Origin of the sequence: Echinicola pacifica DSM 19836 (assembly GCF_000373245.1) — a bacterium.
In the GTDB taxonomy this organism is placed as follows: domain Bacteria; phylum Bacteroidota; class Bacteroidia; order Cytophagales; family Cyclobacteriaceae; genus Echinicola; species Echinicola pacifica.
The window spans coordinates 84,283-108,986 of sequence record NZ_KB890757.1 but is presented as its reverse complement, the minus strand read 5'-3'; the positions used below and the strand labels follow the sequence as shown (position 1 = coordinate 108,986).

The following is a 24,704-nucleotide window of genomic DNA, read 5'->3' as shown; positions in this document are numbered from 1 at the left end:
TATTTTTTTACGTGAAATAACCTTAACTTTGAATATTATAGGAGGAAGAAGAATGGATTATTTAGATGGATTGAACCCACCGCAACGCCAAGCGGTAGAGCATACAGATGGACCAATAATGATCATTGCAGGAGCAGGATCTGGCAAAACCCGGGTACTAACCCTACGAATTGCCCACCTAATCCACTCAAAAAATGTGGATCCTTTCCAGATTTTATCACTGACGTTTACCAATAAAGCCGCCAGTGAAATGCGCCAGAGGATAGAGCGATTAATCGGTCTTGAGGCCAGAAACACCTGGATGGGAACTTTTCACTCCGTTTTTGCAAAAATCCTGCGTGTGGAATCCGAGCGACTGGGCTATCCCTCCAACTTCACCATTTACGATTCTGACGATAGTAAGTCACTTATTAAGAGTATTGTCAAAGAATTAAAGCTGGACGATAAGGTCTATAAGCCCAACACCGTCCTGTCTCGAATCTCCGGCGCCAAAAACAGATTGATATCCTGGGAAACGTACCTGAATGACCCTTATATCAAAGCCGACGATGAGGCTGCCATGAAGCCCCGAGTAGGTGAAATCTACCGATTATATCAGATGAGGCTCTTCAAGTCCTCCGCAATGGATTTTGATGACTTGCTCTTCAACACCAACGTTCTCTTTAGGGATCATCCCGATGTCCTTAATAAATACCAACAACGCTTCAGGTACGTGATGGTGGATGAGTTTCAGGATACCAACCTATGCCAGTACCTCATCACCAAGAAACTGGCTGCGGTACATCAAAATATATGCGTAGTAGGTGACGATGCCCAAAGTATATATGCCTTCAGGGGTGCCGACATCCAAAACATCCTTAATTTCGAAAAAGACTATCCTGATCTCTTTGTAGTAAAACTCGAGCAAAACTACCGATCGACCAAGAACATCGTCGAAGCTGCCAACTCCATTATCGCCAATAATAAAGCACAGCTTAAAAAGAATGTATGGACCCAAAATGTGGACGGGGACCTAATTGAGCTGATCAAGTCGGCCTCAGACAACGAGGAAGGCAGAATGGTGGCCTCCACGATATTCGAAGAAAAAAACAATAAGAAGCTTTCCAATAGCGATTTTGCCATCCTCTACCGGACCAACTCCCAATCGAGATCCCTGGAAGAAGCCCTGCGAAAAATGAACATCACCTATAAGATCGTGGGTGGACTTTCCTTCTACCAAAGGAAGGAAATCAAGGATCTGATGGGCTATTTCCGCTATGTGGTCAATCAAGACGACGAAGAAGCCTTCAAGAGGATCATCAACTATCCCAAAAGAGGCATAGGAGCGAGTAGCGTGGAGAAATTGATGGTGGCAGCCTATGAGCATGATATCCCTCTATGGAGAGCGGTCAATAATGCCGCTAGTTTCCTGAGTGGAAGAGCAGCCAATGCGGTGACGGACTTTGCGACCATGATCAAAAGCTTCAAGATGGAAGCTGAGCGAAAGGACGCCTTTGAGGCCACCTCAGCCATCGCGAAGCAGTCGGGATTACTTAAGGAACTCTACGAAGACAAAACCATCGAAGGGCTAAATCGATATGAAAACGTACAGGAATTGCTCAATGCAATAAAGGAGTACGTCGATAATCCTGAAAATGAAGATAAAAGCTTAGGCTCTTTCCTTCAGGAAATCGCCTTGCTGACAGATAATGATCGCGATAAGGACAATGCAGACGCAGTCACCCTGATGACCATCCACTCCTCCAAAGGCCTTGAGTTCCGACAGGTATTCGTGGTGGGTTTGGAAGAAGACCTCTTCCCTTCCCAGATGATGATCCAGAGTCGGGAAGATCTTGAGGAAGAGCGCAGGTTATTTTATGTGGCCACCACGCGAGCGATGGAAAAATTATACTTAAGTTATGCTATTACTCGTTATCGATTTGGTAGATTGTTAGATTGTCAGCCAAGTAGGTTCCTCGAGGAGGTGGATCCATCCTGTATCAAGCTGACCCGACGTCGCGGACAGCAGCCCACAGCGAGCCATTACGGCAATCAGGGCCAGCGAGAAGGAAAGACAGGCTTCATCGGCCTAAAGACTCCATCGGTGAGGAGAAATACCACGGCAAAAGTCCATACCCCAAGCCCGGATTTCAAACCTTCCAATACTCAAAACCTCTCGGGCGGCATGAAAGTCGAGCATCCAAAGTTTGGCTTTGGCAAGGTGCAGAAGGTGGAAGTAGAAGGATTGAATAAAAAAGCGACTATTGAATTTGACAATTTTGGAGAAAAAACTTTATTACTTAGCTTTGCTAAACTTCGCATTTTAGAATAAAGATAAAATTCCCTTAACCTCAGGCGATATTTTACCCAGACGCCTCTTTATCCACTATATATATATTGTGTGGATCTTGTATCGGGAATCATGAATGGATGCATAATAGGAGTCCCAATCAGGAACTTAGCATATGTGGTCCGAAGGAAAACTGAAGAATAAATTAACAGACAGTAAAGGAGTTCGGCTTTATATCCGATGGTCTCTTATAGGTTTCGCATATAGAAACGCTGCAAAACCCACAAATTAATCAAGCATCTTATAGCAGGAATAACAAAGTCTGCCTAAGCATACATTTAAGTACCAATCAAGGCCTCAAATAATGACATTATTTCGTAACTTGAAGTAATTGTCACCAAACTGAGGCCTAAGTATGGAAGAAATAGAACAGCAAAAAAACTCAGTAATTTTGAAAGAATACGGAAAAAATATTCAGAAGCTAGTCGATCACGTTACTCAGCTTCCTGATAAGGCAAAGCGCACCGAGCAATCTTACACCTTGGTGGAGCTAATGAAACAACTAAATCCCCAGCTTAAGGCTGAGAATGATCAGAAGCTATGGGACGACTTATTCATCATGTCTGACTTCCAGCTGGATGTGGACAGTCCCTTTCCAATGCCCGAAAAGGAGCTATTAGGTAAGAGACCACAGCTGATCGGATATCCTGAAGGCGAAGTAAAATTCAAGCATTACGGAAGGAATATCGAAAAACTTATCGAAAGAGCGGTAGAAATCGAGGACGATGAAGATCAGGAAATTGCCATTATCTATATCGGCCAGCTGATGAGAAGCTTCCATACGACATGGAACAGGGAGAACTTCGATGACGCCATCATCTTGGATGATATCAAGAGCCTCTCCAAAGGCAAGCTCCATATCGACCTGGAGAAAGTACGAGAAAATGGACTATTTGAAAGCAGCACCCGCAGGGACTTCAAGCCTGCAGGGCCAGAGCCTACCAGCACAAATAATGGCTCGGGAAGACGCAGCAATAGTAATAACAATACTAATAAGAAGAGAAATAACGGCGGTAACTATAAAAAACGCAGAAATTAATGTCCTCATTTAGAGTAAAAGGGGGATTGAAACTTAAAGGCGAAATCACCCCTCAAGGCGCTAAAAATGAAGCGCTACAGATTCTTTGCGCCGTATTGCTCACAGAAGAAACGGTCACGATCAATAAGATCCCCAATATCCGAGACGTCAATAAGCTCATAGAGCTCCTGGCCGATATGGGTGTAGAGGTCAATAAAATCGGCCCTGAAAGCTATCAATTCAAAGCTGCCAAGATCGACTTGGAGTATATGGATTCTGATAAATTTCTGACCAAGGCTTCCGCATTAAGAGGCTCAGTGATGCTTTTAGGCCCACTTTTAGCACGCTTTGGCACAGGTAAAATCTCCAAACCGGGAGGCGACAAAATCGGACGTAGAAGGCTCGATACGCACTTTATAGGTTTCCAAAGCCTGGGAGCCAAATTTCATTATGACACCAAAAGAGAGATCTACAATATAGATGGAAACGCGCTAAAAGGCACTTATATGCTGCTAGACGAAGCCTCTGTCACCGGCACAGCCAATATCCTAATGGCGGCAGTAATGGCAGAAGGCAAGACCACCATCTATAACGCCGCTTGCGAGCCTTACTTACAGCAGCTATGCGATATGCTGAACCGTATGGGAGCAAAGATCACTGGCGTAGGCTCTAATCTCCTCCATATCGAAGGGGTGAAGAAACTGGGTGGTACAGAACATACCCTGCTTCCTGACATGATTGAAATCGGATCATTCATCGGCCTCGCCGCCATGACTCAATCCGAAATCACCATCAAGGATGCTCAGATTCACCGACTAGGGATCATCCCTGATACCTTCCGCAGGATGGGAATCAAATTGGAGTTTAGAGGGGATGACATTCATATCCCTGCCCAAAAGCACTATGAAATAGAAACCTTCATCGATGGGTCCATCCTGACCGTGGCGGACGCCATTTGGCCAGGCTTCACTCCTGATCTCCTGAGCATCGTATTAGTGACGGCCACGCAGGCCAAGGGCACCGTACTGGTCCATCAAAAGATGTTCGAAAGCCGCCTATTCTTCGTGGATAAACTTATCGATATGGGTGCACAGATCATCCTCTGCGACCCACACCGTGCCACAGTCATCGGTCTTGATCGCAAATACCCACTGAAAGGTATCCGTATGACCTCACCAGATATCCGTGCAGGAGTTTCCTTACTGATAGCAGCCTTATCTGCTGAAGGTACCTCCGTCATAGACAATGTGGAACAGATCGATCGAGGATATCAATATATCGACCAGAGACTGAATGCTCTTGGAGCAGACATCGTCAGGATCGATTAGTATAAAAACCATTATAAAGCAAAGGCCGATGAATTTCATCGGCCTTTTGCACTTTCAGTGATGGGCTTCTAACTTTCAGCGAATAGAAACCAAAAAAATCATCTCCTTGCTAAGCTCTTTTTCTCCTCACCATTGAGGTATTCATCCAAGGCCAGTACACGCTCCACCGCATAGATTTGCTTGGCTTTGTATAGCTGACGTTTGGCGGTCTCCACATCCCCTTCGTTGAAGTGAAATACAGCATCATTATAATACTGCAATCCAGCAAGCTGCTTCAGATTTATGGAGGAGTAAATGGTATTGCCCTCATTGTGTTTTATTCCTGCTAGTTCGGAAGCCGCCTTGGACTTCTTAATCCCTGAGGCAGGAAGGAAATTTCCTATATACTCTTTGACGCTCGCCTGATCAGTAATCAATCCAGCACGAGGCTCGGTACTTTCCATGACATAAGTCTTATCGTCCTGGTGCACCAGTACGAATACATGAAAGTCCGTTTCTATAATTTCATAGTTAAACTCATACCTATCCAGGAAATAAGCGAATAAAGCGGAGCCGCTGACGCAATCATATTTCCCTTCCTCCAACAGATCATTGAAGGTGCTATGCCGCTGATAATCCTTCAAGGCATATTGATGGGATTTATAAAATACCTCCGCCAAAAACCATTCAGTAAATTTTTTCTTCTTTGCGCTTTTATCAAGCTTATCCACTAGCTTATCCAAAACAGCCAAATCAGCCTCTGATCTTGCATGCAAGGCCACGAGCTGATTTAAAGGATGAGAGGAGTCCTTGAACAATTGCTCTTCACGTGTGGTTTCAAATACCACCTCTTCTTCATCCTGAGCATTGACCAAGAACACTACACCTACCAATGCAATAAGTATCCATAATTTCTTCATCATCCCTCCTTTCTGATTTATATTAATTGAATATTATCAAGTTAACAATTTGTTAACATTAAGAAAAACAAAAATAGTAATTTGAATCAAAAAATACTATAAACTCTATTAATCAGTACGTTATAGTTTACCCCTATGTTACCAAAACATAAAATTGAACCTGAAAACAGGGGTTTATTACGAAACAGTAGAAAAGATTGCTACCCGAATAGGAGCTACCAAATGCTCTAGGCCTCGCAGATTAGCAACAGGAATTCTATTAAAATCGATGCTTTGGCTTCCAGATGAGCCTATAATTACCTTCTTATATAGCAAGCACCGCCAGTGCTCCACCTAAATACCCGAGTGGCTTTGGACTAAAAATAGGGTTTAAAATTAAGGGGATATTGACAAAATAAGGATTATAAGGCCGTCCATGAGCGAAAAAAAAGCATAAAAAAAGCCCTGGAAATGATTTCCAGGGCCTTCTATTCAAAAGAACTATTATTTCTTATACGTAATTATTGAGCATTACTGGCATCACTAGCATCAGGATATCCTCATTCTCAGAAATGTCACTTGGTACAATAAGTCCAGCTCTATTAGGAGCGCTAAATTTAAGAGTAACCTCTTTGCATGAAAGGTTATTCAGCATTTCCACAAGGAACTTAGCGTTGAATCCGATTTCGATGTCCTCTCCATCATGCTCGCAAGACAATCTTTCGTTGGCTTCATTGGAGAAGTCAAGATCCTCTGCGGAGATTTGAAGTTCGCTACCAGTCAATTTCAACCTCACCTGGTGCGTGGTTTTATTGGCATAAATGGCGATTCTTTTCAAGGAGCTCAAAAATTCCACTCGGTCAATGCTCATATTATTTTCATTGTCCACCGGAATCACATTCTCATAATCTGGATACCTCTCATCGATCAATCGGCAGATCATCTGGATATTGCCAAATTTAAAATAGGCATTAGAATTATTAAATTCCACTGTAACTGGCACATTGTCAGAAGGCAAGGTAGACTTCAATAGGTTTAGGGCCTTACGAGGAACGATAATACTAGCAGCTTCACCTGCGGCGATATCCACTCTTCTATAGCGAATAAGACGGTGACCGTCTGTCGCTACGAAAGTCGTATTGGTACTGCTTAGATTGATATATACCCCAGTCATGGCAGGTCTAAGCTCATCATTGCTAGTGGCAAAGATGGTATTGTTGATAGCGCTAGACAGCACATCGGTGGACATATCCACGGAACTGGCATTTTCTACAGATGGGATTTTAGGGAAATCAGTGGCATTTTCGCCGGCCAATTTATATCTACCATTATCTGAGCTGATCTCAACACTGTAAGTATCATGGTCGATACTAAAAGTAACAGGCTGCTCCGGAAGATTCTTCAATGTCTCCATCAAAATCCTGGCGGGTACAGCAATATTGCCATCTTCTTTGGCCTCTACATCTATTTCAGTCATCATCGATGTCTGCAGATCAGATGCGGTTACTGTCAGCTTGCCTTCCTTAATTTCAAATAGAAAGTTTTCTAATATCGGCACCACCGGATTGGTAGTAACCACTCCATTGATTCCAGAAAGTTGCTTCAAAAGAGCAGAAGAAGAAACAATAAATTTCATGTGTTCGATTTATTTATAAATGGCTTAATAATTCCGCAAATCCAGAGAACCTTCAAAAAAAGCTACCTCCACCAAGCATTGCGGTATTACTCGATTTTAATTAATTATATGTTGAATAAAAATGAATTGTGTCTGTTTTATTCTAACCAATAAACACAATTCAAGGCTTTTGACCAAGGCTTTACGCCCAATAAGTTTTCAACAGGGTAAATTTATAAATAAAATCATAAAAGACTGTAAGCGCTGGGGATTTCTCCCAAAAAAAATATCCTGATTCCTCGAATTCCCTCTGCCTCATCAAAGCCTGGGCCGACTATACTTATAATTCCGAATGATTATTTTTATTCCTCCAAAGGCAAGCACTATAAGAATCGGAAGCACTACATTAAATAACTGCCAATACGTACGATCTTCCAAAACCTCCTTTTGGTCCAATGGTCGAATCTTAAGGACCTTATTTCGGGTGGCCATGATCCCATCGGGGTCAATAAGATAGTTTACCGCATTGATCAAAAACTCCCTGTTGCCATAAGTTTCCTCAGAAAACGGGTCTTTCCCCAAAGGCATAGGCTCCCCGGTTTGTACATCTAGCCTTCCCTGCAGCCAATCGCCATCTCCCACGACCACTACCGCACCAGCATCGCCAGTATCCCGAAAGGCCGTGTCCTTCTCAAATGGAGCTGGCAAGAAGCGATTTTGAAATAAAGAGGTAAATTTTCCCTCCATCAAATAGGCCAAAGGCAGATGCTTCCGGTTAAACTGGTTGACATCAGGCTCCTGTGACATCTCCCGAAAAGCGACCGGCACTGGCGGCGATAATAGCCGACTGTACTGACCGCTATAAACCAAGGCTGTCCTAGTCAGTCCTTCAGCCTTTACCGTGTCCAGAGAGCTTACAAATCTCAGCTGAAGCTGATCGAGACCTTTGACCATAGGATGCTGCGCCATCTCGCTCGCGATCACATAAAACGGCCAGGGCAAGGGAACGATCTGCGGCTGATCCCCAAACTCCCCAGCGACTACGGGGTAGTAGCCATAATTCATATCCTGAACCAAGTCAGGATTGATACGAATGCCGTATTTAAACAATAAATTTTCTAATCCCGACTGATACGGCAATGCCACCGTGCCCTCTCCTGCCGCCGCTTCCATATCCACCGCCATAGGATCCAGCGCCACCAATAAGCGTCCACCTCTCATCAGGTACTGATCCAGCAGGTAAAGCTCCCTCTCCTCATACTCCTCCCTCGGGCTGCTCACAATGATAAGGTCAAAAGTCATCAGATCCTGCACGGACTTCGCCTGCTGCAGTGGCACCTTATACACCTCAGCAAACTCACTCAGTGCCTCCACGACACCATATCCTTCGTCTTCCTGAAACTCCCCATGGTTGGTGATCATCGCCACCGCGGGCTTCTGATCTTCTTCCAGCCGCTGAATTAGCCTTATCAATTCATATTCAATATTTTCTATGGATAAATTTAAGATCTCATCCGGAGACATACCTCCTGCGCCTTTTAGCAGCAGGCCGCCAGTTTCATACTCTTCATTGCGTACCAGGAGGCCGGGAAAAATCAATCGAGAGGTCTGACTGCCATTTTCTGAGGCAAATAAATTCGTCGGATTTATGCCAAAATCTGCGATATATTGGACAAACTCCGCCTGCGTCTCTTCCTCCAAAGACAGCGGATCTACCTTATGAAGTGAAATAGGCACCGCAGCAAAATCATCAAAAGTAAGTACCATCTCCTCAATACTCCGCTCAAACCGCCTCATACCACCAGGGAGATCTCCTGTCAGTAACAGCTCTACCTCCAGTGGATTCTTCAAATTCTCCAATACCTCAATGGTGGCGGGGTGCAAAGAAAAGCGCTTCTCCTCCGTAAGGTCGATCCGAAAAGGAAAGAGCAATTCTAAGGCGGTAAATATCAAAACAATCGCCAGACAGGATAACAAAATCCGCATGGTGCTTTGTCTTTTCACCTTCTTTGTGGCAGCTGCAAGCTCCTTCATCGCTTTCTAATCATCATAGTTGCCAACAAAATCAATAGCATGATGCTACCAATAAAATAATATAAATTTCCGCTGCTGATCACGCCTCTGCTCATTTGCTCATAATGGAAAGACAAGCTCAAGCTGTCCAGCAGATATGCGCCACGGCTAAGCTCCCATAAACTGGTCAATGCTGAGAAGCCAAAATAGGCTGCAAAGCATAGAAAAGCTGCAATAATAAAGGCACTCACCTGATTTTTGGTTATTGCCGAACTGAAGATCCCCAGCGCTGTAAAAACCCCTCCGATGAGCAGCATCCCAACATAAGCCCCAAAGAAACCTGCGGAATCTATATTGCCCTCAGGGCTGCCCAATTTATATATGGAATAATAATAAATCAAAGTAGGAATCAAGGCCAGGATTAAGACCAGAAATGACGCTATGAATTTAGAAAAAACAATCTGGACAGGACGGATTGGGGCCGTCACCAGCAGCTCCCAGGTCCCGGAGCGCCGCTCCTCAGCTAGCATCTTCATGGTAATGGCCGGAGCCAAAAACATCAATACATAAGGACCAGAATTAAACAATACCTCCAAATCTGCAAATCCATAATTCAATACGCTAGTATCAGGAAAAACCCAGACTACCAAGCCTAGGGCAATGAGGAAAACCGATATAACAAGATAGCCGGTCAGTTGATTGAAATAATCATTTATCTCCTTGAGAATAAGACTATACATTATATCTGGGGGCGGTTAATTCATAAAAAACGTGTTCTAAACTTCTTTCCTCCTGCCTCAAACTAATTAAGGTCAATCCATGGCTATTCAGCACCTGCATCAATTCCGTTCGTAACAGAAACACCTCTTTGGCCTCCAGCCTGATCGTGGTCGGGCTTATCAGATGGCACTTTGCTAAACCCAGCAAGTCATCAAACCATTTGGACTGCATTTCTTCCTGAGTTTCCAGCACAAATACCACCTCTGTAGTATTCTGTTTAAGGGCTTTCAGGCTGTCCTGGGCGACTAGCTTGCCTTCATGAATGATGACCACCTCATCACATACGGCCTCCACTTCCTGCATGATGTGAGTACTTAATATCACGGTTTTGTATTGGCTGACCTTTCGGATCAGGGCGCGAATCTCCACCAGCTGATTAGGATCCAGCCCGGTGGTAGGCTCATCCAGAATGATCACTTTGGGATCATGAACAAGCGCCTTTGCGAGTCCCACCCGCTGGCGATAGCCTTTGGAAAGTGCCCCAATTCTCTTGTGCTGCTCTTTTTCCAGCCCGCAGTCATGGATGACTCCTGCCACTCGCTGGCGAGCTTCTGCACCATGAAGCTGGTATAAGCCTGCCACAAACAGCAAAAACTCCACCACATACATCTCCATGTATAAGGGATTATGCTCAGGTAGGTAGCCGATTTGCCTGGAAGCCTCTATCGGATGTGTCAAAATAGAAATCCCATCAATAAGGACATCCCCCGCATCGGGCAGAATATAGCCAGCGGCGACTTTCATGGTCGTAGATTTACCTGCGCCGTTTGGGCCCAAAAACCCCAGGACCTGACCAGGGCGAGCACTAAAACTCACCTGATCCACAGCTAGCTGCGTACCGTATTGCTTACTGACTTGAAGGACTTCTAATGACATCTAACCGTTGCTTTATTTGCCCTTTGGGCGAAGTGGTCTGCACTCAATATCCGCCACAAAATAATTAGGATGCGTTTCGATGGTTTGCACCATGGTCAAAGCCACATCCTCTGGGCGCATCATGTTTTCATGAGCCTGCACCCCTTCGATATCATCGAAGAAATTGGTCTGTACAGAACCTGGGTAAATGGTGCTTACCTTGATCCCAAATTCTCTAAGCTCCATATATAATGAATGGGAAATTCCTCTCACGGCATGTTTAGTCCCGCAATACCCCGACATAGACGCCAGCCCATTCAGCCCTGCGATAGAGGCCACATTGATAATATGCCCTTCGTCCATTTGCTTCATTTTTGGCACCACTTTTTTGGTGACAAAGAAAATTCCGTGGACATTGACATCAAACATGCCTTTCCAATCCTCGGTGCTCATTTCCTCGATTTTACCCATCTTGCCAAAGCCGGCGTTATTGACTAGGATGCTGATATCATCGCCAATAGCCTCTTTGGTTTCTTCATAGGCTTTTTCTACTGCCTTTTCCTGAGAAACATCACACACTACAAAAGTGAAATTATCATGCTGTAAGTCAGGCTGCGTACGCCCCCAACCCGCTACAATCACATTTTTTTTCAACAATAATTTTACCGTCTCCAAGCCAATGCCTTTGCTGACTCCAGTAACAATCGCTTTTTTTCCTTCTAATTTCATAGTACAGTTGTTTATTTAGGACCAAACAGGGAAATCCATGCCAAATTGCCCCTTTTTTCGCATTTATAAAAGTAATCAATCAGGAAAACATTCAATTAAAAACCACCAGGAAAGACTTCCTCTTTCCCATTTTATCCGCTATTTTTTCCTATAAATTTCATTATTCTTCACCCCTATTTCATCTCGCCTATCTATTTCGATTCCTAAGGCATAGTGCGGGATAATATGCCTAAAGTTTTGGGGCAAATAAAACTTCAGTTGCCTGACACTACACTTTCCCTCGAGGACAGAAAGTCTTCCCAGGATGCTTAATCAGTTTGTCTGATAGAATCACGGAAAGGTTTTGAAGCTTATATGCCAATGGTAACCTATTTTTTGTATTTTTAAAACAGCCTATTTTGGAATGTCCAAAAGTAATCCTTCTGGATAAGTACAGGACCACCAATAAGCACTTTTCACCAAAACTCTATAATCATGTCCCTACAATTAAAGGTTTTCCCAGTCTTACTTTGCTTGGCGCTTGCCGTGCCTGTTTCCATCCATGCCCAGCAAGCCCTAAACGAGAAGATTGATACCAACGCCGAGCAAATCGAACAGAAGGTACTGGAATGGAGAAGGGATATCCATCAGCATCCCGAATTAGGAAATCAGGAAACGCGTACTGCTGCATTAATAGCAGCTCATTTGCGGTCCTTAGGCATGCAAGTCCAAGAAAATGTGGCGGTCACGGGAGTCGTTGGGATTTTAGAAGGAGGTCACCCCGGCCCGATAGTGGCCTTACGAGCCGATATGGATGCCCTGCCAGTTACCGAAAGGAATGACTTACCCTTCAAATCCACCAAAACTACGGTGTATAACGGGCAGGAGATTGGGGTAATGCATGCTTGTGGTCATGATACTCATGTGGCAATTTTGATGGGTGTCGCCGAAGTGCTGACTTCCATGAAAGAGGAGCTCCACGGATCGGTAAAATTCATCTTCCAGCCTGCGGAAGAGGGAGTGTTCGAAGAAGGAATAGGCAGCTGGGGCGCTAAGAGAATGGTGGAAGAAGGTGTAATGAAAGATGTGGATGCTGTATTTGGCTTACATATAAATTCCCAGACAGAAGTGGGTAAAATAAAATACCGGCCAGGTCCCGCCATGGCAGCAGTGGATAATTTAAAATTGGTGGTAAAAGGCCGCCAGGCTCATGGCGCCTATCCCTGGTCCTCAGTGGATCCTATTGTCACCAGCGCACAGATGGTCAATGCCCTACAGACCATCATCAGCAGAAATGTAAATATCACCGAAAACCCAGCAATCGTCACCATAGGAAGTATCCATGGAGGCGTAAGGCAAAATATAATCCCAGAAACTGTGGAGATGCTCGGCACCATCCGTACTTACGGCGAGCAACAGCAGCAACTGATCCACCAGCGCATCAATACCATTGCTACACATACGGCGGAGGCAGCTGGCGCAAAAGTCGATATCACTATAGATAAAATATATCCTGCCACCATTAACGATATTGACTTAACCGAGCTTATGCTTCCCAGCCTAATCAATGTCGCTGGGGAAGAAAATGTCATTTACCATGACCCCATCACCGGAGCGGAGGACTTTAGTTATTTCCAACAAGAGGTACCTGGGCTATTTATTTTCTTGGGAGGAATGTCCATAGGAAAAAAACCAGAAGAGGTGGCCGCTCATCATACACCAGATTTCTTCATTGACGAAGCGGGGCTGATCTTAGGCGTAAGAGCTCTAAGCTATCTTACAGTGGACTATATGGGACTGGAGGAATAAAATTGCAGCAGCTATTTACAATTACTTTCCCCATTAAAAATACAACCTCCTCATTCACTTCTCAAACAACAGACAGCTCAAGGATGCTGCCTTAAAAATCAAAAAAAATGGAAGAACCAAAATTCTGGCTCTTCCATTTTTTTTTTATATGCTCCTTCATTATAAGGATTCCAACACTAGCGAAGATGAATTTACTCCTAACTCCCCTAAACTGTCAGTTACCTTCTTCATAAACTTAGGTGGACCGCAGACATAGAAATATTGATTTTCGAAGGTGGATACATTTTCCTTCAGGTATTCCTTATCAATGGTCCCGACATCATAGGCAGTATCTTTTTGCTCAGCTATGATATTGATAAATTTATGTCCCAGGATTGATTTTAATTCCTCGAAGAGGATAATATCATCATTGGTATTATTGGCAAAAATCAATTTGCTTCTTCCAATCTCATTTTTCTCACGGAGATCACGAAAGATGGAAATAAAAGGAGTAATTCCTGCTCCTCCGGCAATGAACACCCCTTCTCCTTTGAAAGAGATGGTACCCCAAGGGTCGCCAATCTCCACTTCCTCGCCAATTTGGGCCTCACCAAGTCTCTTAGTTACGCCTTGATGACTTTCGTAAGACTTAATCGTAAACTCTAAATAATCATCCGAAGGGAGGCTAGTAAAGCTAAAAGGCCTTTTTTCCTCTTCCCATCCTGAGCGCAAAAAACTAAGCTCCGTTGCTTGCCCAGGAGTAAACTGGTAACCAGCGGGCTTTTCTATTCTGAAGCGGTTGACATTATAAGTCACCGGCTCTTTCTCTAGTATTTTTAACCTGTGTGTTGCCATATTATTTTGTGGTTTAAGGCTGGAAAATCAATTCTAACCAGCTATTATTACTTTATACCAGAAATAAATACAACAACCATGCTAAAATCTAGCTAAAAGACCTTTTATTACTGCAATCATCTTAGGTTCTGCGATAGCAGCGGCAGCGAGGACTTCCTGAATAGATATTTTCTTGACTTTACCAGGCACACATAGATCAGTAATGGCGGACATAGCAAATACCGGTAATTCCATATGCCTAGCGACGATGACCTCTGGCACGGTGCTCATCCCAACGGCGTCGGCGCCAATGGTCCGCAGGTATCGATATTCAGCTTTAGTTTCCAAATTTGGACCTTGGACGCCAGCATAGACTCCTTTTCGAAATTTGATCCCTAATCCTTGGGCTATTTGACTGGCCTGTTGCAGAAGCCTCAGTTCATAGGGCTCACTCATATCCGGAAATCTCAGCCCAAAAGCATCCAGGTTTTCGCCTCGTAGGGGATTTTCAGGAAAGAGGTCAATATGATCTTCGATCAGCATAATATCACCTATCGAATGAGCGGGGTTTAGTCCCCCAGCGGCATTGGAAACACATAATAGCTCTATGCCCAGACGCTTCATGACTCTTACCGGGAAAGTCACCTCTTTCATCGTATAGCCTTCATAATAATGAAAACGGCCTTTCATCACCACCACTTTACAGCCAGCGAGGTCTCCAAAGACCAGTTCACCCTTATGGGACTCGACGGTGGACACCGGAAAATAGGGAATGTCCTCATAGGGAATGGAGGCAAAAACTTCCATTTCATCCACCAAGCTCCCCAGTCCCGTCCCTAGTATAATCCCTGCTTTGGCGCTAAAGTCAGCCTGATGCTTAATAAACTGAACTGCTGCATCTATTTTCTTACTATATTCTTTCATTTTCTTGGTTAAATAGGATGATTTTCCGGGCTTTGATCGCCCACTGCTTATAGCATAATCGGACTCTCCAACTTATTATTCTAAATCTATGGAGTCAAATTCAAGTTCCTGCAGCCCTAAAATTATATATTTGCATTGAAATAAGATTAAAAAGCGGAAAGGATTTTATTCATCCAAGGCGCTAAACCAGCTATGGGGATGGGAAATTAAAGTATTCGTCCCTCAATTCCGTTGAAGTATCCCAGCAGAGGACACAAAAAACGCTTAGGCAAAGACTCAAGTAAATAACCTCTGCTCATAAAAATCAGATAATGAAGATCAAAATAATAATAGGCACTAACAGAAAGAATGCAGTTTCTAAAACGATAGCCCATCAGTATGATGAAATCTTAACTCAGGCGGGGATAGATTCGGAGATTATTGATTTGCGGGATTTACCGAGTGACTTTGTGTTTTCGGCGCTCTATGAGCATAATGGAAAAAATGAAATTTATAATGAATTGCATGGCAAGGTTCAGGAGGGGGATAAATTTGTATTTATTGTCCCGGAATACAATGGATCATTTCCAGGGATATTGAAGTCCTTCATTGATGGGATGACTTATCCGAACACCTTCAATGGCAAAAAATGTGCTTTGGTGGGAATTTCCTCTGGAATAGGCGGCGGTGGACTCGCATTGAGCCACCTTACCGACATATTCCACTACCTGGGCATGCATGTGATGGCGCATAAGCCAAAACTTGCAAAAATTGAGGAAAACATGTCTAATCACTCGCTCACCAACGAATTTTATTTAGACCTGTTGAGGACCCAGGCAGAAATGTTGATTAGCTTTTAACTAATCAACATTATCATGTAAAAACCGGTTATTGCCCAGAATTTCATTATCATCATTCAGATTGAATTTTGAAATGCTTGATTCCGAGCTATGTTGCACATCCTGGAGTTTTACATTTTTTCTTAAGTAAGCGGGAGTATCCAATTTTTCTTTAAATTCTTCTGGAGTTTGATTGGCCGCTCTGAGGTTTTTAAGTCTTTCGAAGCGCTCGTGTGCACGGTGTATTGCCTTCTGCTTGATCTGCTCATAATAATCAGTGGCAAATCCAGACGGAGGGGTTTGCGGCTTTTCAGGCTGCTGATACTGTGCTCGTGGCTGCTCTGGCTCCTCGTCATATAGAGGTGTGATGGTCTTTTCGGGTTGAGCTTCGACGAACTCAAATTCCTCTTCCTGATCATCTGCGGCATCCACTTCTGCGGACGGCTTTTCCTCTGACTTGGCAAAGGCCTGGGAGTTTGTATTTTCCACAGGCTTATTTACTGGCGCAGGGCTTTTTATATTAAAGGTAAATGTCTGCCCGGCAGAAGCGGTAGATTCCTCTTCCACCTTTTTGGTTTTGCCGGAATCCAGATCAATCACCTTTTTGGTATCTTCTTCGACAGCTTCCACCTGAGTTTTTTCACCGCTAAATTTCTTAGACAATTCGTCAGTTTGGAAACCGGTAGCAATAACAGTCACGCGGATAGATTTCTTCAGATCCGGGTCTATCCCCTGACCAAAGATCACCTCTGCATCATCGCCCGCACGGTCCTGGATGTATTCGGTGATTTCGCTCAATTCGTCCATTGACAATTCTTCTTCCTCGCCAGACATGATGGAAAGGAGGATTTTCTGGGCACCTTTGATGTCCACATTGTTCAGCAGCGGAGAAGCGATAGCTTTCTCGGCTGCTTTCAGTGCACGGCCTTCCATTTCCTCTGTTGCCGAGCCCATTACGGCAGCACCAGCATCTTTCATGACGGTTTTCACATCTTCGAAATCGACGTTCACATCCTGGTGAACAGTGATGATCTCAGCGATGGATTTGGCAGCGGTGGTCAGCACATTATCCGCTTTGCCAAAGGCAGCACGGATAGGCAGGTTACCATATACCTCACGCAATTTATCATTTAGGATCACCAAAACGGTGTCACAGTTGGCTCTAAGTTCTTCGATACCACGCTGAGCGGCACCGGTTTTTTTACGACCTTCAAACACAAAAGGAGCGGTCACTATACCGACAGTAAGGATATCCATATCCTTAGCGATCTTCGCCAATACAGGAGCAGCACCAGTACCAGTACCTCCACCCATTCCGGCGGTGATGAATACCATTTTGGTATTATCTGCCAATAGTTCTCTAATTTCTTCTTTGCTTTCCAGGGCTGCGTTTTTCCCTTTTTCAGGATTTGCACCAGCACCCAATCCTTCTGTCAGGTGGGTCCCGATCTGCAGCTTAAGCGGAACAGGACTGCTTTTTAGCGCTTGGGCGTCGGTATTGACCACCACAAACTCTACGTCCTTTATTCCTTGCCCATACATGTGGTTCACAGCGTTTGAACCACCGCCTCCCACACCTATCACCTTGATGATAGATTTATGGTTTTTGGGAATATCAAATTTGTAATCTTTCATATTATCTGACATTTTTTCCTCAATTTTTGGTGAACTGTAAATTCTTATTTTTTATCTATCGTGAGCAAGGAGATTAATAATTCCCTTCGTCCCCGATATCATCTGTTATAAAATCCTTTAATCTGCGTCTGATGCTTCCAAAGATATCCTTCCCTGGCATTTCAACTTTCTTATCCTGCCGGGTATTTGGAGCCTGGACCTGACGCTGACGGTAAAAATCTTCTCTATCATCCAAGGCCTTAAATCCTGCCAGTACCAAACCAACGGTAGTGGCAAACATTGGACTTTTGACTTCCTCAATTTTTGACTTGCCCAGGTGCTCATTTGGATAGCCAATACGAGTATCCAGCCCGGTCATATATTCAAATAATTGACCTACTCCCTGTAACTGGGAACCTCCGCCGGTGAGGACAATGCCTCCGGCTAACTTCTTATATAATCCACTGGCGACAATCTCCGACTGCACCATTTCAATGATCTCTTCCATTCTAGCCTCAATCACATGAGCTAGGTTCTTAATTGATATTTCCTTTGGAGGACGGTTTCTCAGCCCCGGGATAGAGACGATCTCATTCGGGTTGGCATCTTCAGAAATGGCCCTACCAAATTTGGTTTTCAAGAGCTCTGCCTGATTCTGCATCACCATGCATCCTTCTTTGATATCCGAGGTGATGATATTCCCACCAAAAGGAATCACTGCGGTATGTCTGATGATATTATCATAAAATATGGCGATATCAGTGGTGCCACCACCAATATCCACAAGGCATACCCCTGCTTCTTTGTCCAAATCACTCAATACGGAAAGCGAGCTAGCCAGTGGCTCAAGGATAAGATCCTGAGACTGAAGTTCGGCACGTTTTACACATCGGTTGATATTATTGATAGCTGTGGTCTGAGCAGTGATGATATGGAAATCTGCCTCTAGTCGGGCTCCTGACATCCCAACAGGATCTTTGATACCGTCTTCATAGTCCACGGTATAGTCTTGGGGCATCACGTGAATAATAGTATTGCCTGGAGGAACCACGATATTTTCCATATCATTGGAAAGACGACGAACGTCCTCTATGGTAATTTCATCATCCTTGGTATTACGGATGATGACACCATGGTGAACTGAGCTTCGGATATGCTGACCAGCTATACCTACGATCACCTCGCGGATATCCACCTCTGCCATATCGGCTGCTTCATTTACCGCCTTCTGAATCGCATTGACCGTCTTGTCAATATTGGTTACTATCCCCCGGATAACTCCATCAGAAACTGCCTTGCCCATTCCGAGCACTTCCAGCTTCCCAAATTCATTTTTGCGGCCGATGATCGCACAAATTTTTGTGGTCCCAATATCCAATCCGACGACTAATTTTTCAGTTTCCATAGCTATATCAATTATTCACAAATGATTTGATCCTTAAATTTCACGTTTACCTTACTGTAGGCATCCCAGCCTTTTTGGGGTATGATCTTCTCATAAAAAAGACTTATTCTATTAAATTTCTCTTCAATATCCACCGCTTGCCCAAACTCAATGACCTGTCTCCCCACCTGCTGGTAAAGCTTGATATCACCTTTTCGCCCCACCTCGATGGAGGATATCTGCGCCTTCCAGAATTCATGCTGGTCTATAAAATAAACCAAGTCCAATAAATTCTGATAGTCCAAATTCAAATCCCTGGCCGCCAGTAATTCGTCCGCCTTGGCCCCCTCGATGATCAAAACCCGAGAAGTATAGTGCGGCGAGGTCGGCAGCACCAAACCTTCTGAGGAAATATAGCCATCAGCCGCTAAGGCCCGAGTGATCCGGGCTATCGGGCGATACTGATCGATCGTTACCGTCACATCTCCTTTTAGGTCTTTATAAACCTCTGCATTCTTCACAAATGGGTGGCTTTCCACCTTCTCCTCTAACTTTCTTAGGGGGATATTATCGAGCTGCTCTCCTTCGGATAATCCAGGAAAAGCCTGCATTAACATCTGACTAATCTCCTCTTCCTCCACAAAGTACACATCGCTGATACCATGCACCTTTACATTGAGGCCATGATATCTTCTCTCTGCACCCTTCTTCTCCACAAAACCGATGAATACAGCAAGTACCAAAAGCACCGCAGTATAGATCACCGATTGTTTTATATTCCAGCCTCTCATTTCCAGTCCTTCATTAGTTGGTTGATCGGATCCACTAGGCGGTCGATGTCTCCTGCGCCCAATGTCACGAGCACCTGAGGTTTTCGCTCCTGGAGGATGCTCAGTAGCTCTTCCTTATTCACTAGCTGCTTGGTGGGACTACTAATAGCCCCCAACAGCATCTCTGCATTCACCCCTGCTATAGGCAGTTCCCGTGCCGGGTAAATAGGCAATAGCAGTAGGTCATCAGCCAGCGACAATGCCTCCGAAAATTCTGGGGCAAAATCCCGTGTTCTAGTAAAGAGATGTGGCTGGAAAATAGCCGTCAACTTCTGATCCGGGTACATGGCTTTTACAGAACCCAAAAAGGCCTTTATCTCTTCCGGATGATGGGCATAATCATCTATATATACACCCTTATCATCCTGTTGCTTAATCTCAAACCGTCTTTTGACTCCTCGGAAGCTTTTCAGGCCCTCACGGATCTGCTCGGCATTTACTCCATACTCCAAGGCTATTGATATTGCGGCTAGCGCATTTTCTACATTGTGAAAACCAGGAACATTCAGTACCAGCCCCTTAATGGTCACTCCCTCAGAGATATAATCGAAAGTGAATGATACAGGTCCGGCATGAATATTCTCCGCTCTTATATCTCCCTCTCCCAGTCCATACTCAAGGACCCTTCTGTTACCAAAATCATTCCTATTGAGGTTTTTAAGGGCATTTTTTTGGATAAATAATAAGCCGTCCTCAGGAAGCAAATCAATATACTTATTGAAACTATCGGTAAGCTCCTGAGCGTCACCATATATATCCAGGTGATCTGCATCCACGCTAGTGACCACAGCCACATTTGGGAATAATCTTAAGAAAGACCTATCAAATTCATCCGCCTCTACCACGACGGTCACCTGTTCCTCACTTTCCTCATCATGTAGAATCAGATTACTATTATAGTTTTGGGTAAGCCCCCCCAGGAAGGCTGCGATATTCTTACCAGCATCTTTGAGCAGGTGAGCGACCATCGATGAGGTGGTGGTCTTCCCATGCGTTCCTGCCACCCCCACGGTATTCATAGAATGTGTGATCATCCCGAGCACCTCAGATCGCTTTTTCAGATTATAGCCCTTGTCCACAAAGAAGTTTAATAAGACACTGTCTTTGGGAATGGCGGGAGTCCATACGATCAGCACCTTAGACGGGTCCGCCTGGATCTGCTCAGGGATGGCTTCCAGCACATCATCATAGGTGATGATCATGCCCTCTTCCTCCAGCGTCCTGGTAAGCGGCGAAGGAGTCTTGTCATACCCATATACTGGTAAACCAATATGATTGAAGTACCGGGCAATGGCACTCATGCCGATTCCTCCGATTCCCAGAAAGTACACGCTATGTAGTTTTTCCCAGTTCATTTGATTAATGCTTCCAGCTCTTTTATAATATCCAAGGCAGCATTTGGCTTGCCCATTTTTTTAATATTTTGACTCAGCTTATCCTGTAAGCTGGTATTATTCATTAGCTCATCCACTTTTGCGGACAACTTCTCTACTGCCTCATGATCCGGTAAGATCACGGCGGCCTCTTGATCCACAAGGGCCATTGCATTCTTGGTCTGGTGATCCTCTGCCACATTTGGCGATGGGATGAAAATCACTGGCTTCCCTACCAAACTGAGCTCCGACACAGACAAGGCGCCTGCTCTGGAGATGACAATATCCGCGGCGGCATAGGCCAAATCCATTTCGCGGATAAATTCCACTGGCTTGATATCATTCATTTTGGCCTGGGCCACCTTCTCTGACATTTCCTCATAATAAAACTTCCCCGTCTGCCATAAAGCCTGATAGCCCTGCTGCTCGAAGTGAGCCATGGAAGCCAGCAGCGCATTATTGATGGTCCGTGCACCTAAACTTCCTCCCAGCACCAAAATCACCGGCTTGTCCGCCGCCAAACCAAAAGCCTTAAGAGCCAATTCCTTCTTATCCGCAATTGCCAAAATATCCTTCCTCACGGGATTACCAGTGAAGTGAATTTTGCCAGCAGGAAAGAACTTCTCCATGCCCGGATAAGCCACACAAAACGCACTGGCCTTCTTCGCCAATAGCTTATTGGTAAGTCCAGCGAAGGAGTTCTGCTCCTGCACCAGCGTAGGGATACCTTTTCGCTGAGCAACATATAATAAGGGTCCGCTCGCATAACCCCCAACTCCCACCACGGCATGTGGCTTGAAGTTTTTGATCAGCTTGGAGGCTTTATTTATGCTATCCCAAAGCTTAAAAGGGAAGCTAAGATTCTCCAAGGTCAACCTTCGCTGAAGTCCAGCGACCGGAAGCCCCTCTATGGAATATCCCGCTTCAGGCACCTTCTGCATTTCCATCTTTCCCTCAGCACCCACAAATAGAATCTCACTGTCCGGATATTTTTCATTCCAGGCATTGGCAATGGCAATGGCGGGATAGATATGCCCTCCGGTGCCACCACCGCTTATCATGATTCGATATGTTTCTTTCTTTTTGATAATTATATCTATTGCGCCATCTGCATGGCATTCTTTCTAATTCCATTGCCATCCGTGGCAAATCCATCTTCGTGGTCTCCACGGCTTACACTCAAAATAATCCCTAAGGAGATTCCGGTGAACAATAAGGAGGTCCCCCCCATACTCAACAGCGGCAATGGCTGACCTGTAATCGGCCCTAAACCTACCGCCACAGCCATATTGACCATGGCCTGGATGACCAGCGCAAAACTCAGTCCCGCCGACAGCAGCCCTCCAAAGGGTCGATTGCTAATCGCCACCACTCTCATCCCTCGGTACAGCAAAGCCAAATAGAGAAATAACACCACCCCTCCTCCTATCATGCCATATTCCTCAATGATGATGGCATAGATAAAATCCGAATAAGGGTGAGGAAGAGAGTTTCTCTGCTCACTATTTCCCGGTCCCTTGCCTGCTATGCCACCCGTGGCTATGGCCATATAGGATTGCTGCGCTTGGTAAGGCACCTCTTCGTCAGACATAAAATTCTCTATCCTGGAGAAGAAAGTCCCACCACGCTGTCCAAGGAAAATGGCTGAAGTCAATGCCAGAAAACCAATCAGACATACAGCAATAAGGAACTTCACTGGTACTCTACCGATAAACATCAACAGCAGGCAGGTGGATAATAACATCACTGCTGTGGACATATTGGCAAGGCCAATTAATAAGCAAATCAAGCCGATCCAAATCATCACAGGGATGAAAGTGCGCTTAAAATCCTGAATATTCTTCTGCCGCTTACCCAGCATCCCCGCCACTGCCGCGATCAGCGCCAGCTTAGCCAAATCCGAAGGCTGGAAAGCCTGATTGATTATCGGGATGGTAAGCCATCTGTTAGCATCATTGAGATTGGAGCCAAACATATAAGTGAAGGCCAATAGCGGCACAGACACCCATAAGGCCATAAGGCTCAGCTTAGCGTAATACTTATAAGGCAAGCGATGCGCGGCCCACATCACCACCAAACTCAATAAAACTAAGGAGCTATGCTTAATCAAATACGCCTCGGTATTGCCTCCCATACGGCGATAAGCCAAGGATCCTGTGGCAGAATAAACCACCAGAATACTTATCACAGATAGCAATAACACTATCCCCCAGATGATGGGATCGCCTTTTAAGTTATCGTCTATCCAAGCTTTTACCTTATTCATTTGCTAAGCCTCCAAATTCTTCACTGCCTTCTTAAACTGATCTCCTCGATCCTCATAATTCTTAAACAAGTCGAAACTTGCACATGCAGGAGACAATAAAACTACGTCGCCTGCCTTACCATATTCTAGCCCCCAGCTCACTGCTTCCGCCACTGACTGGGTTTCTTTAATTAAAGGGATTTCTCCATCAAATGCCTTCAGCAATTTTGCATTGTCCTTCCCAAGGCAGATGAGCATCTTTACATGATCCTTGATATCCTGCATGAGTACAGCATAATCATTTCCCTTGTCCACTCCTCCTGCTATCCATATCAAGGGTTCCTTATATGCCGCCAGTGCATAAGCAGTGGCATCCACATTGGTTCCCTTGCTGTCATTCACAAAACGTACTCCCGACACCTCGCCTGCTGCCTCCATCCGATGCGGCGCATTCACAAAAGTCTCCAAGCCATGAGCCAGAGATTTCTGGTCCACTCCGGCGATCAAGGCAGCCATTCCTGCACATAAGGCATTCAGCATATTATGCTTGCCCTTAAGTGCTATCTGGCTCTGCGCCACGCTGAACTGCCGCTGGTCCACCCGCCATTCTAAATGGCCCTCAGTCTCCACGCCAGCATAGGCTTCCTTAGTGTTCAGGGCTACAGGATACCTCGCTGGATTTACAGAAGAGGCATTTGACAAGCCCTGTAGGGTATATTTATCTTCTGCGAAATACACGAAATGATCATTCGCAGTCATATTTTTGATCAAGCCAAGCTTTGACTCGATATACTTTTCCATCTTATACTCATACCTGTCCAGGTGGTCAGGGGTAATATTGGTAAGAATAGCGACATCCGGCTTGAGGCTAATAAACCCATCAATCTGAAAGCTGCTAACCTCCAGAACCCACCAGTCATGATCACCGTCCACTAGCTGCCCGGCCCAGGATTGACCAATATTTCCCGCCAGGCCTACATCGATACCCGCCTTCCTTAGCAAATGGTAAGTCAATAAGGTGGTGGTGGTTTTGCCATTGGTGCCAGAGATCGCTATGACCTTCCCTGAGGAATACCGAGAAGCAAATTCCAGCTCGTCAATTACCTCCACTCCATTGGCTATTGCTTTGGCCACCACGGCTTGGCTATAGGGGATTCCCGGGCTTTTGATCAGCGTATCCACATTGATTAACCTGGATTCGGTATGACCATTTTCTTCAAATTCGATTCCCGCGGAGCTCAGCATCGTCTTGCGATCCGGATGGATCGCTCCTCCGTCAGACACAAAAACCTGCATTCCCTGCTTATGCGCCAAAAGGGCCGCTCCCAACCCACTTTCTCCAGCTCCTAAAACTGCTATTTTGCTCATGC

The 24,704-nt window shown here is 44.9% G+C and carries 20 protein-coding genes; 5 read left to right on the top strand and 15 right to left on the bottom strand.

What is annotated here, in order from left to right; translation table 11 throughout:
• The first annotated feature begins 52 nt into the window (after nucleotides 1–52).
• From B050_RS0119200 to murA, 3 genes are all read left to right on the top strand, one after another.
• Nucleotides 53–2,311, top strand: a complete 2,259-nt coding sequence (locus tag B050_RS0119200) for an ATP-dependent helicase (RefSeq protein ID WP_018475590.1) — start codon at nucleotides 53–55, stop codon at nucleotides 2,309–2,311.
• A gap of 373 nt (nucleotides 2,312–2,684) precedes the next feature.
• Entirely contained in the window at nucleotides 2,685–3,368 is a 684-nt protein-coding gene (locus B050_RS0119195; protein ID WP_018475589.1) for a DUF4290 domain-containing protein, read from the top strand.
• A complete protein-coding gene (gene murA, locus B050_RS0119190; RefSeq protein WP_018475588.1) occupies nucleotides 3,368–4,675 on the top strand; it encodes a UDP-N-acetylglucosamine 1-carboxyvinyltransferase in 1,308 nt (435 codons plus the stop codon). Before B050_RS0119195 ends, murA begins: the two co-directional genes overlap by 1 nt.
• A gap of 98 nt (nucleotides 4,676–4,773) precedes the next feature.
• Here murA and B050_RS0119185 read toward each other — a convergent pair whose 3' ends face one another.
• The 6 genes from B050_RS0119185 to B050_RS0119155 all read right to left on the bottom strand — a co-directional run bounded on the left by B050_RS0119185 (nucleotide 4,774) and on the right by B050_RS0119155 (nucleotide 11,545).
• The gene (locus B050_RS0119185; RefSeq protein WP_157492908.1) at nucleotides 4,774–5,577 is read right to left on the bottom strand and encodes a hypothetical protein; all 804 of its coding nucleotides are present in this window, start codon (nucleotides 5,575–5,577) and stop codon (nucleotides 4,774–4,776) included.
• A gap of 487 nt (nucleotides 5,578–6,064) precedes the next feature.
• Nucleotides 6,065–7,189: a DNA polymerase III subunit beta gene (dnaN, locus tag B050_RS0119180; RefSeq protein ID WP_018475586.1), complete on the bottom strand. Its 1,125-nt coding sequence runs from the start codon at nucleotides 7,187–7,189 to the stop codon at nucleotides 6,065–6,067.
• 297 nt (nucleotides 7,190–7,486) lie between these two features.
• Entirely contained in the window at nucleotides 7,487–9,202 is a 1,716-nt protein-coding gene (gene gldG, locus B050_RS0119170) for a gliding motility-associated ABC transporter substrate-binding protein GldG (protein WP_018475584.1), read from the bottom strand.
• Nucleotides 9,199–9,921: an ABC transporter permease gene (locus tag B050_RS0119165; protein ID WP_018475583.1), complete on the bottom strand. Its 723-nt coding sequence runs from the start codon at nucleotides 9,919–9,921 to the stop codon at nucleotides 9,199–9,201. The genes gldG and B050_RS0119165 overlap by 4 nt, the downstream gene beginning before the upstream one ends.
• The gene (gene gldA, locus B050_RS0119160) at nucleotides 9,914–10,837 is read right to left on the bottom strand and encodes a gliding motility-associated ABC transporter ATP-binding subunit GldA (protein ID WP_018475582.1); all 924 of its coding nucleotides are present in this window, start codon (nucleotides 10,835–10,837) and stop codon (nucleotides 9,914–9,916) included. Before gldA ends, B050_RS0119165 begins: the two co-directional genes overlap by 8 nt.
• 12 nt (nucleotides 10,838–10,849) lie before the next feature.
• Nucleotides 10,850–11,545, bottom strand: a complete 696-nt coding sequence (locus tag B050_RS0119155) for an SDR family oxidoreductase (RefSeq protein WP_018475581.1) — start codon at nucleotides 11,543–11,545, stop codon at nucleotides 10,850–10,852.
• 474 nt (nucleotides 11,546–12,019) lie between these two features.
• Between B050_RS0119155 and B050_RS0119150 the strand changes: the two genes are divergently transcribed.
• Nucleotides 12,020–13,333 (top strand): amidohydrolase, encoded by a 1,314-nt coding sequence (locus B050_RS0119150; protein ID WP_044203073.1) that lies wholly within the window; start codon nucleotides 12,020–12,022, stop codon nucleotides 13,331–13,333.
• 159 nt (nucleotides 13,334–13,492) lie between these two features.
• Here B050_RS0119150 and B050_RS0119145 read toward each other — a convergent pair whose 3' ends face one another.
• Both B050_RS0119145 and B050_RS0119140 read right to left on the bottom strand, forming a co-directional pair.
• Nucleotides 13,493–14,167: an FAD-binding oxidoreductase gene (locus B050_RS0119145; RefSeq protein ID WP_018475579.1), complete on the bottom strand. Its 675-nt coding sequence runs from the start codon at nucleotides 14,165–14,167 to the stop codon at nucleotides 13,493–13,495.
• Between the two features lie 81 nt (nucleotides 14,168–14,248).
• A complete protein-coding gene (locus B050_RS0119140; RefSeq protein ID WP_018475578.1) occupies nucleotides 14,249–15,070 on the bottom strand; it encodes a purine-nucleoside phosphorylase in 822 nt (273 codons plus the stop codon).
• 311 nt (nucleotides 15,071–15,381) lie between these two features.
• Here B050_RS0119140 and B050_RS0119135 point away from each other — a divergent pair, with 311 nt between their 5' ends.
• Nucleotides 15,382–15,909: an NADPH-dependent FMN reductase gene (locus B050_RS0119135; RefSeq protein ID WP_018475577.1), complete on the top strand. Its 528-nt coding sequence runs from the start codon at nucleotides 15,382–15,384 to the stop codon at nucleotides 15,907–15,909.
• Here the strand turns inward: B050_RS0119135 and ftsZ are convergent, their stop codons facing one another.
• From ftsZ to murD, 7 genes are all read right to left on the bottom strand, one after another.
• The gene (ftsZ, locus tag B050_RS0119130; RefSeq protein WP_026236028.1) at nucleotides 15,910–17,523 is read right to left on the bottom strand and encodes a cell division protein FtsZ; all 1,614 of its coding nucleotides are present in this window, start codon (nucleotides 17,521–17,523) and stop codon (nucleotides 15,910–15,912) included. It lies immediately after the preceding gene.
• Between the two features lie 73 nt (nucleotides 17,524–17,596).
• Entirely contained in the window at nucleotides 17,597–18,907 is a 1,311-nt protein-coding gene (gene ftsA, locus B050_RS0119125) for a cell division protein FtsA (protein ID WP_018475575.1), read from the bottom strand.
• Nucleotides 18,908–18,918: 11 nt separating this feature from the next.
• Entirely contained in the window at nucleotides 18,919–19,677 is a 759-nt protein-coding gene (locus B050_RS0119120) for a cell division protein FtsQ/DivIB (RefSeq protein WP_018475574.1), read from the bottom strand.
• On the bottom strand, nucleotides 19,674–21,071 hold the full coding sequence (gene murC, locus B050_RS0119115) for a UDP-N-acetylmuramate--L-alanine ligase (RefSeq protein WP_018475573.1): 1,398 nt from the start codon (nucleotides 21,069–21,071) through the stop codon (nucleotides 19,674–19,676). The genes B050_RS0119120 and murC overlap by 4 nt, the downstream gene beginning before the upstream one ends.
• Nucleotides 21,068–22,150, bottom strand: a complete 1,083-nt coding sequence (murG, locus tag B050_RS0119110; protein WP_018475572.1) for an undecaprenyldiphospho-muramoylpentapeptide beta-N-acetylglucosaminyltransferase — start codon at nucleotides 22,148–22,150, stop codon at nucleotides 21,068–21,070. Before murG ends, murC begins: the two co-directional genes overlap by 4 nt.
• Nucleotides 22,151–22,185: 35 nt before the next feature.
• Complete coding sequence (locus B050_RS0119105) at nucleotides 22,186–23,355, bottom strand: FtsW/RodA/SpoVE family cell cycle protein (protein ID WP_018475571.1); 1,170 nt, start codon at nucleotides 23,353–23,355, stop codon at nucleotides 22,186–22,188.
• Nucleotides 23,356–23,358: 3 nt separating this feature from the next.
• Entirely contained in the window at nucleotides 23,359–24,702 is a 1,344-nt protein-coding gene (gene murD, locus B050_RS0119100; RefSeq protein WP_018475570.1) for a UDP-N-acetylmuramoyl-L-alanine--D-glutamate ligase, read from the bottom strand.
• Nucleotides 24,703–24,704 lie beyond the last annotated feature (2 nt).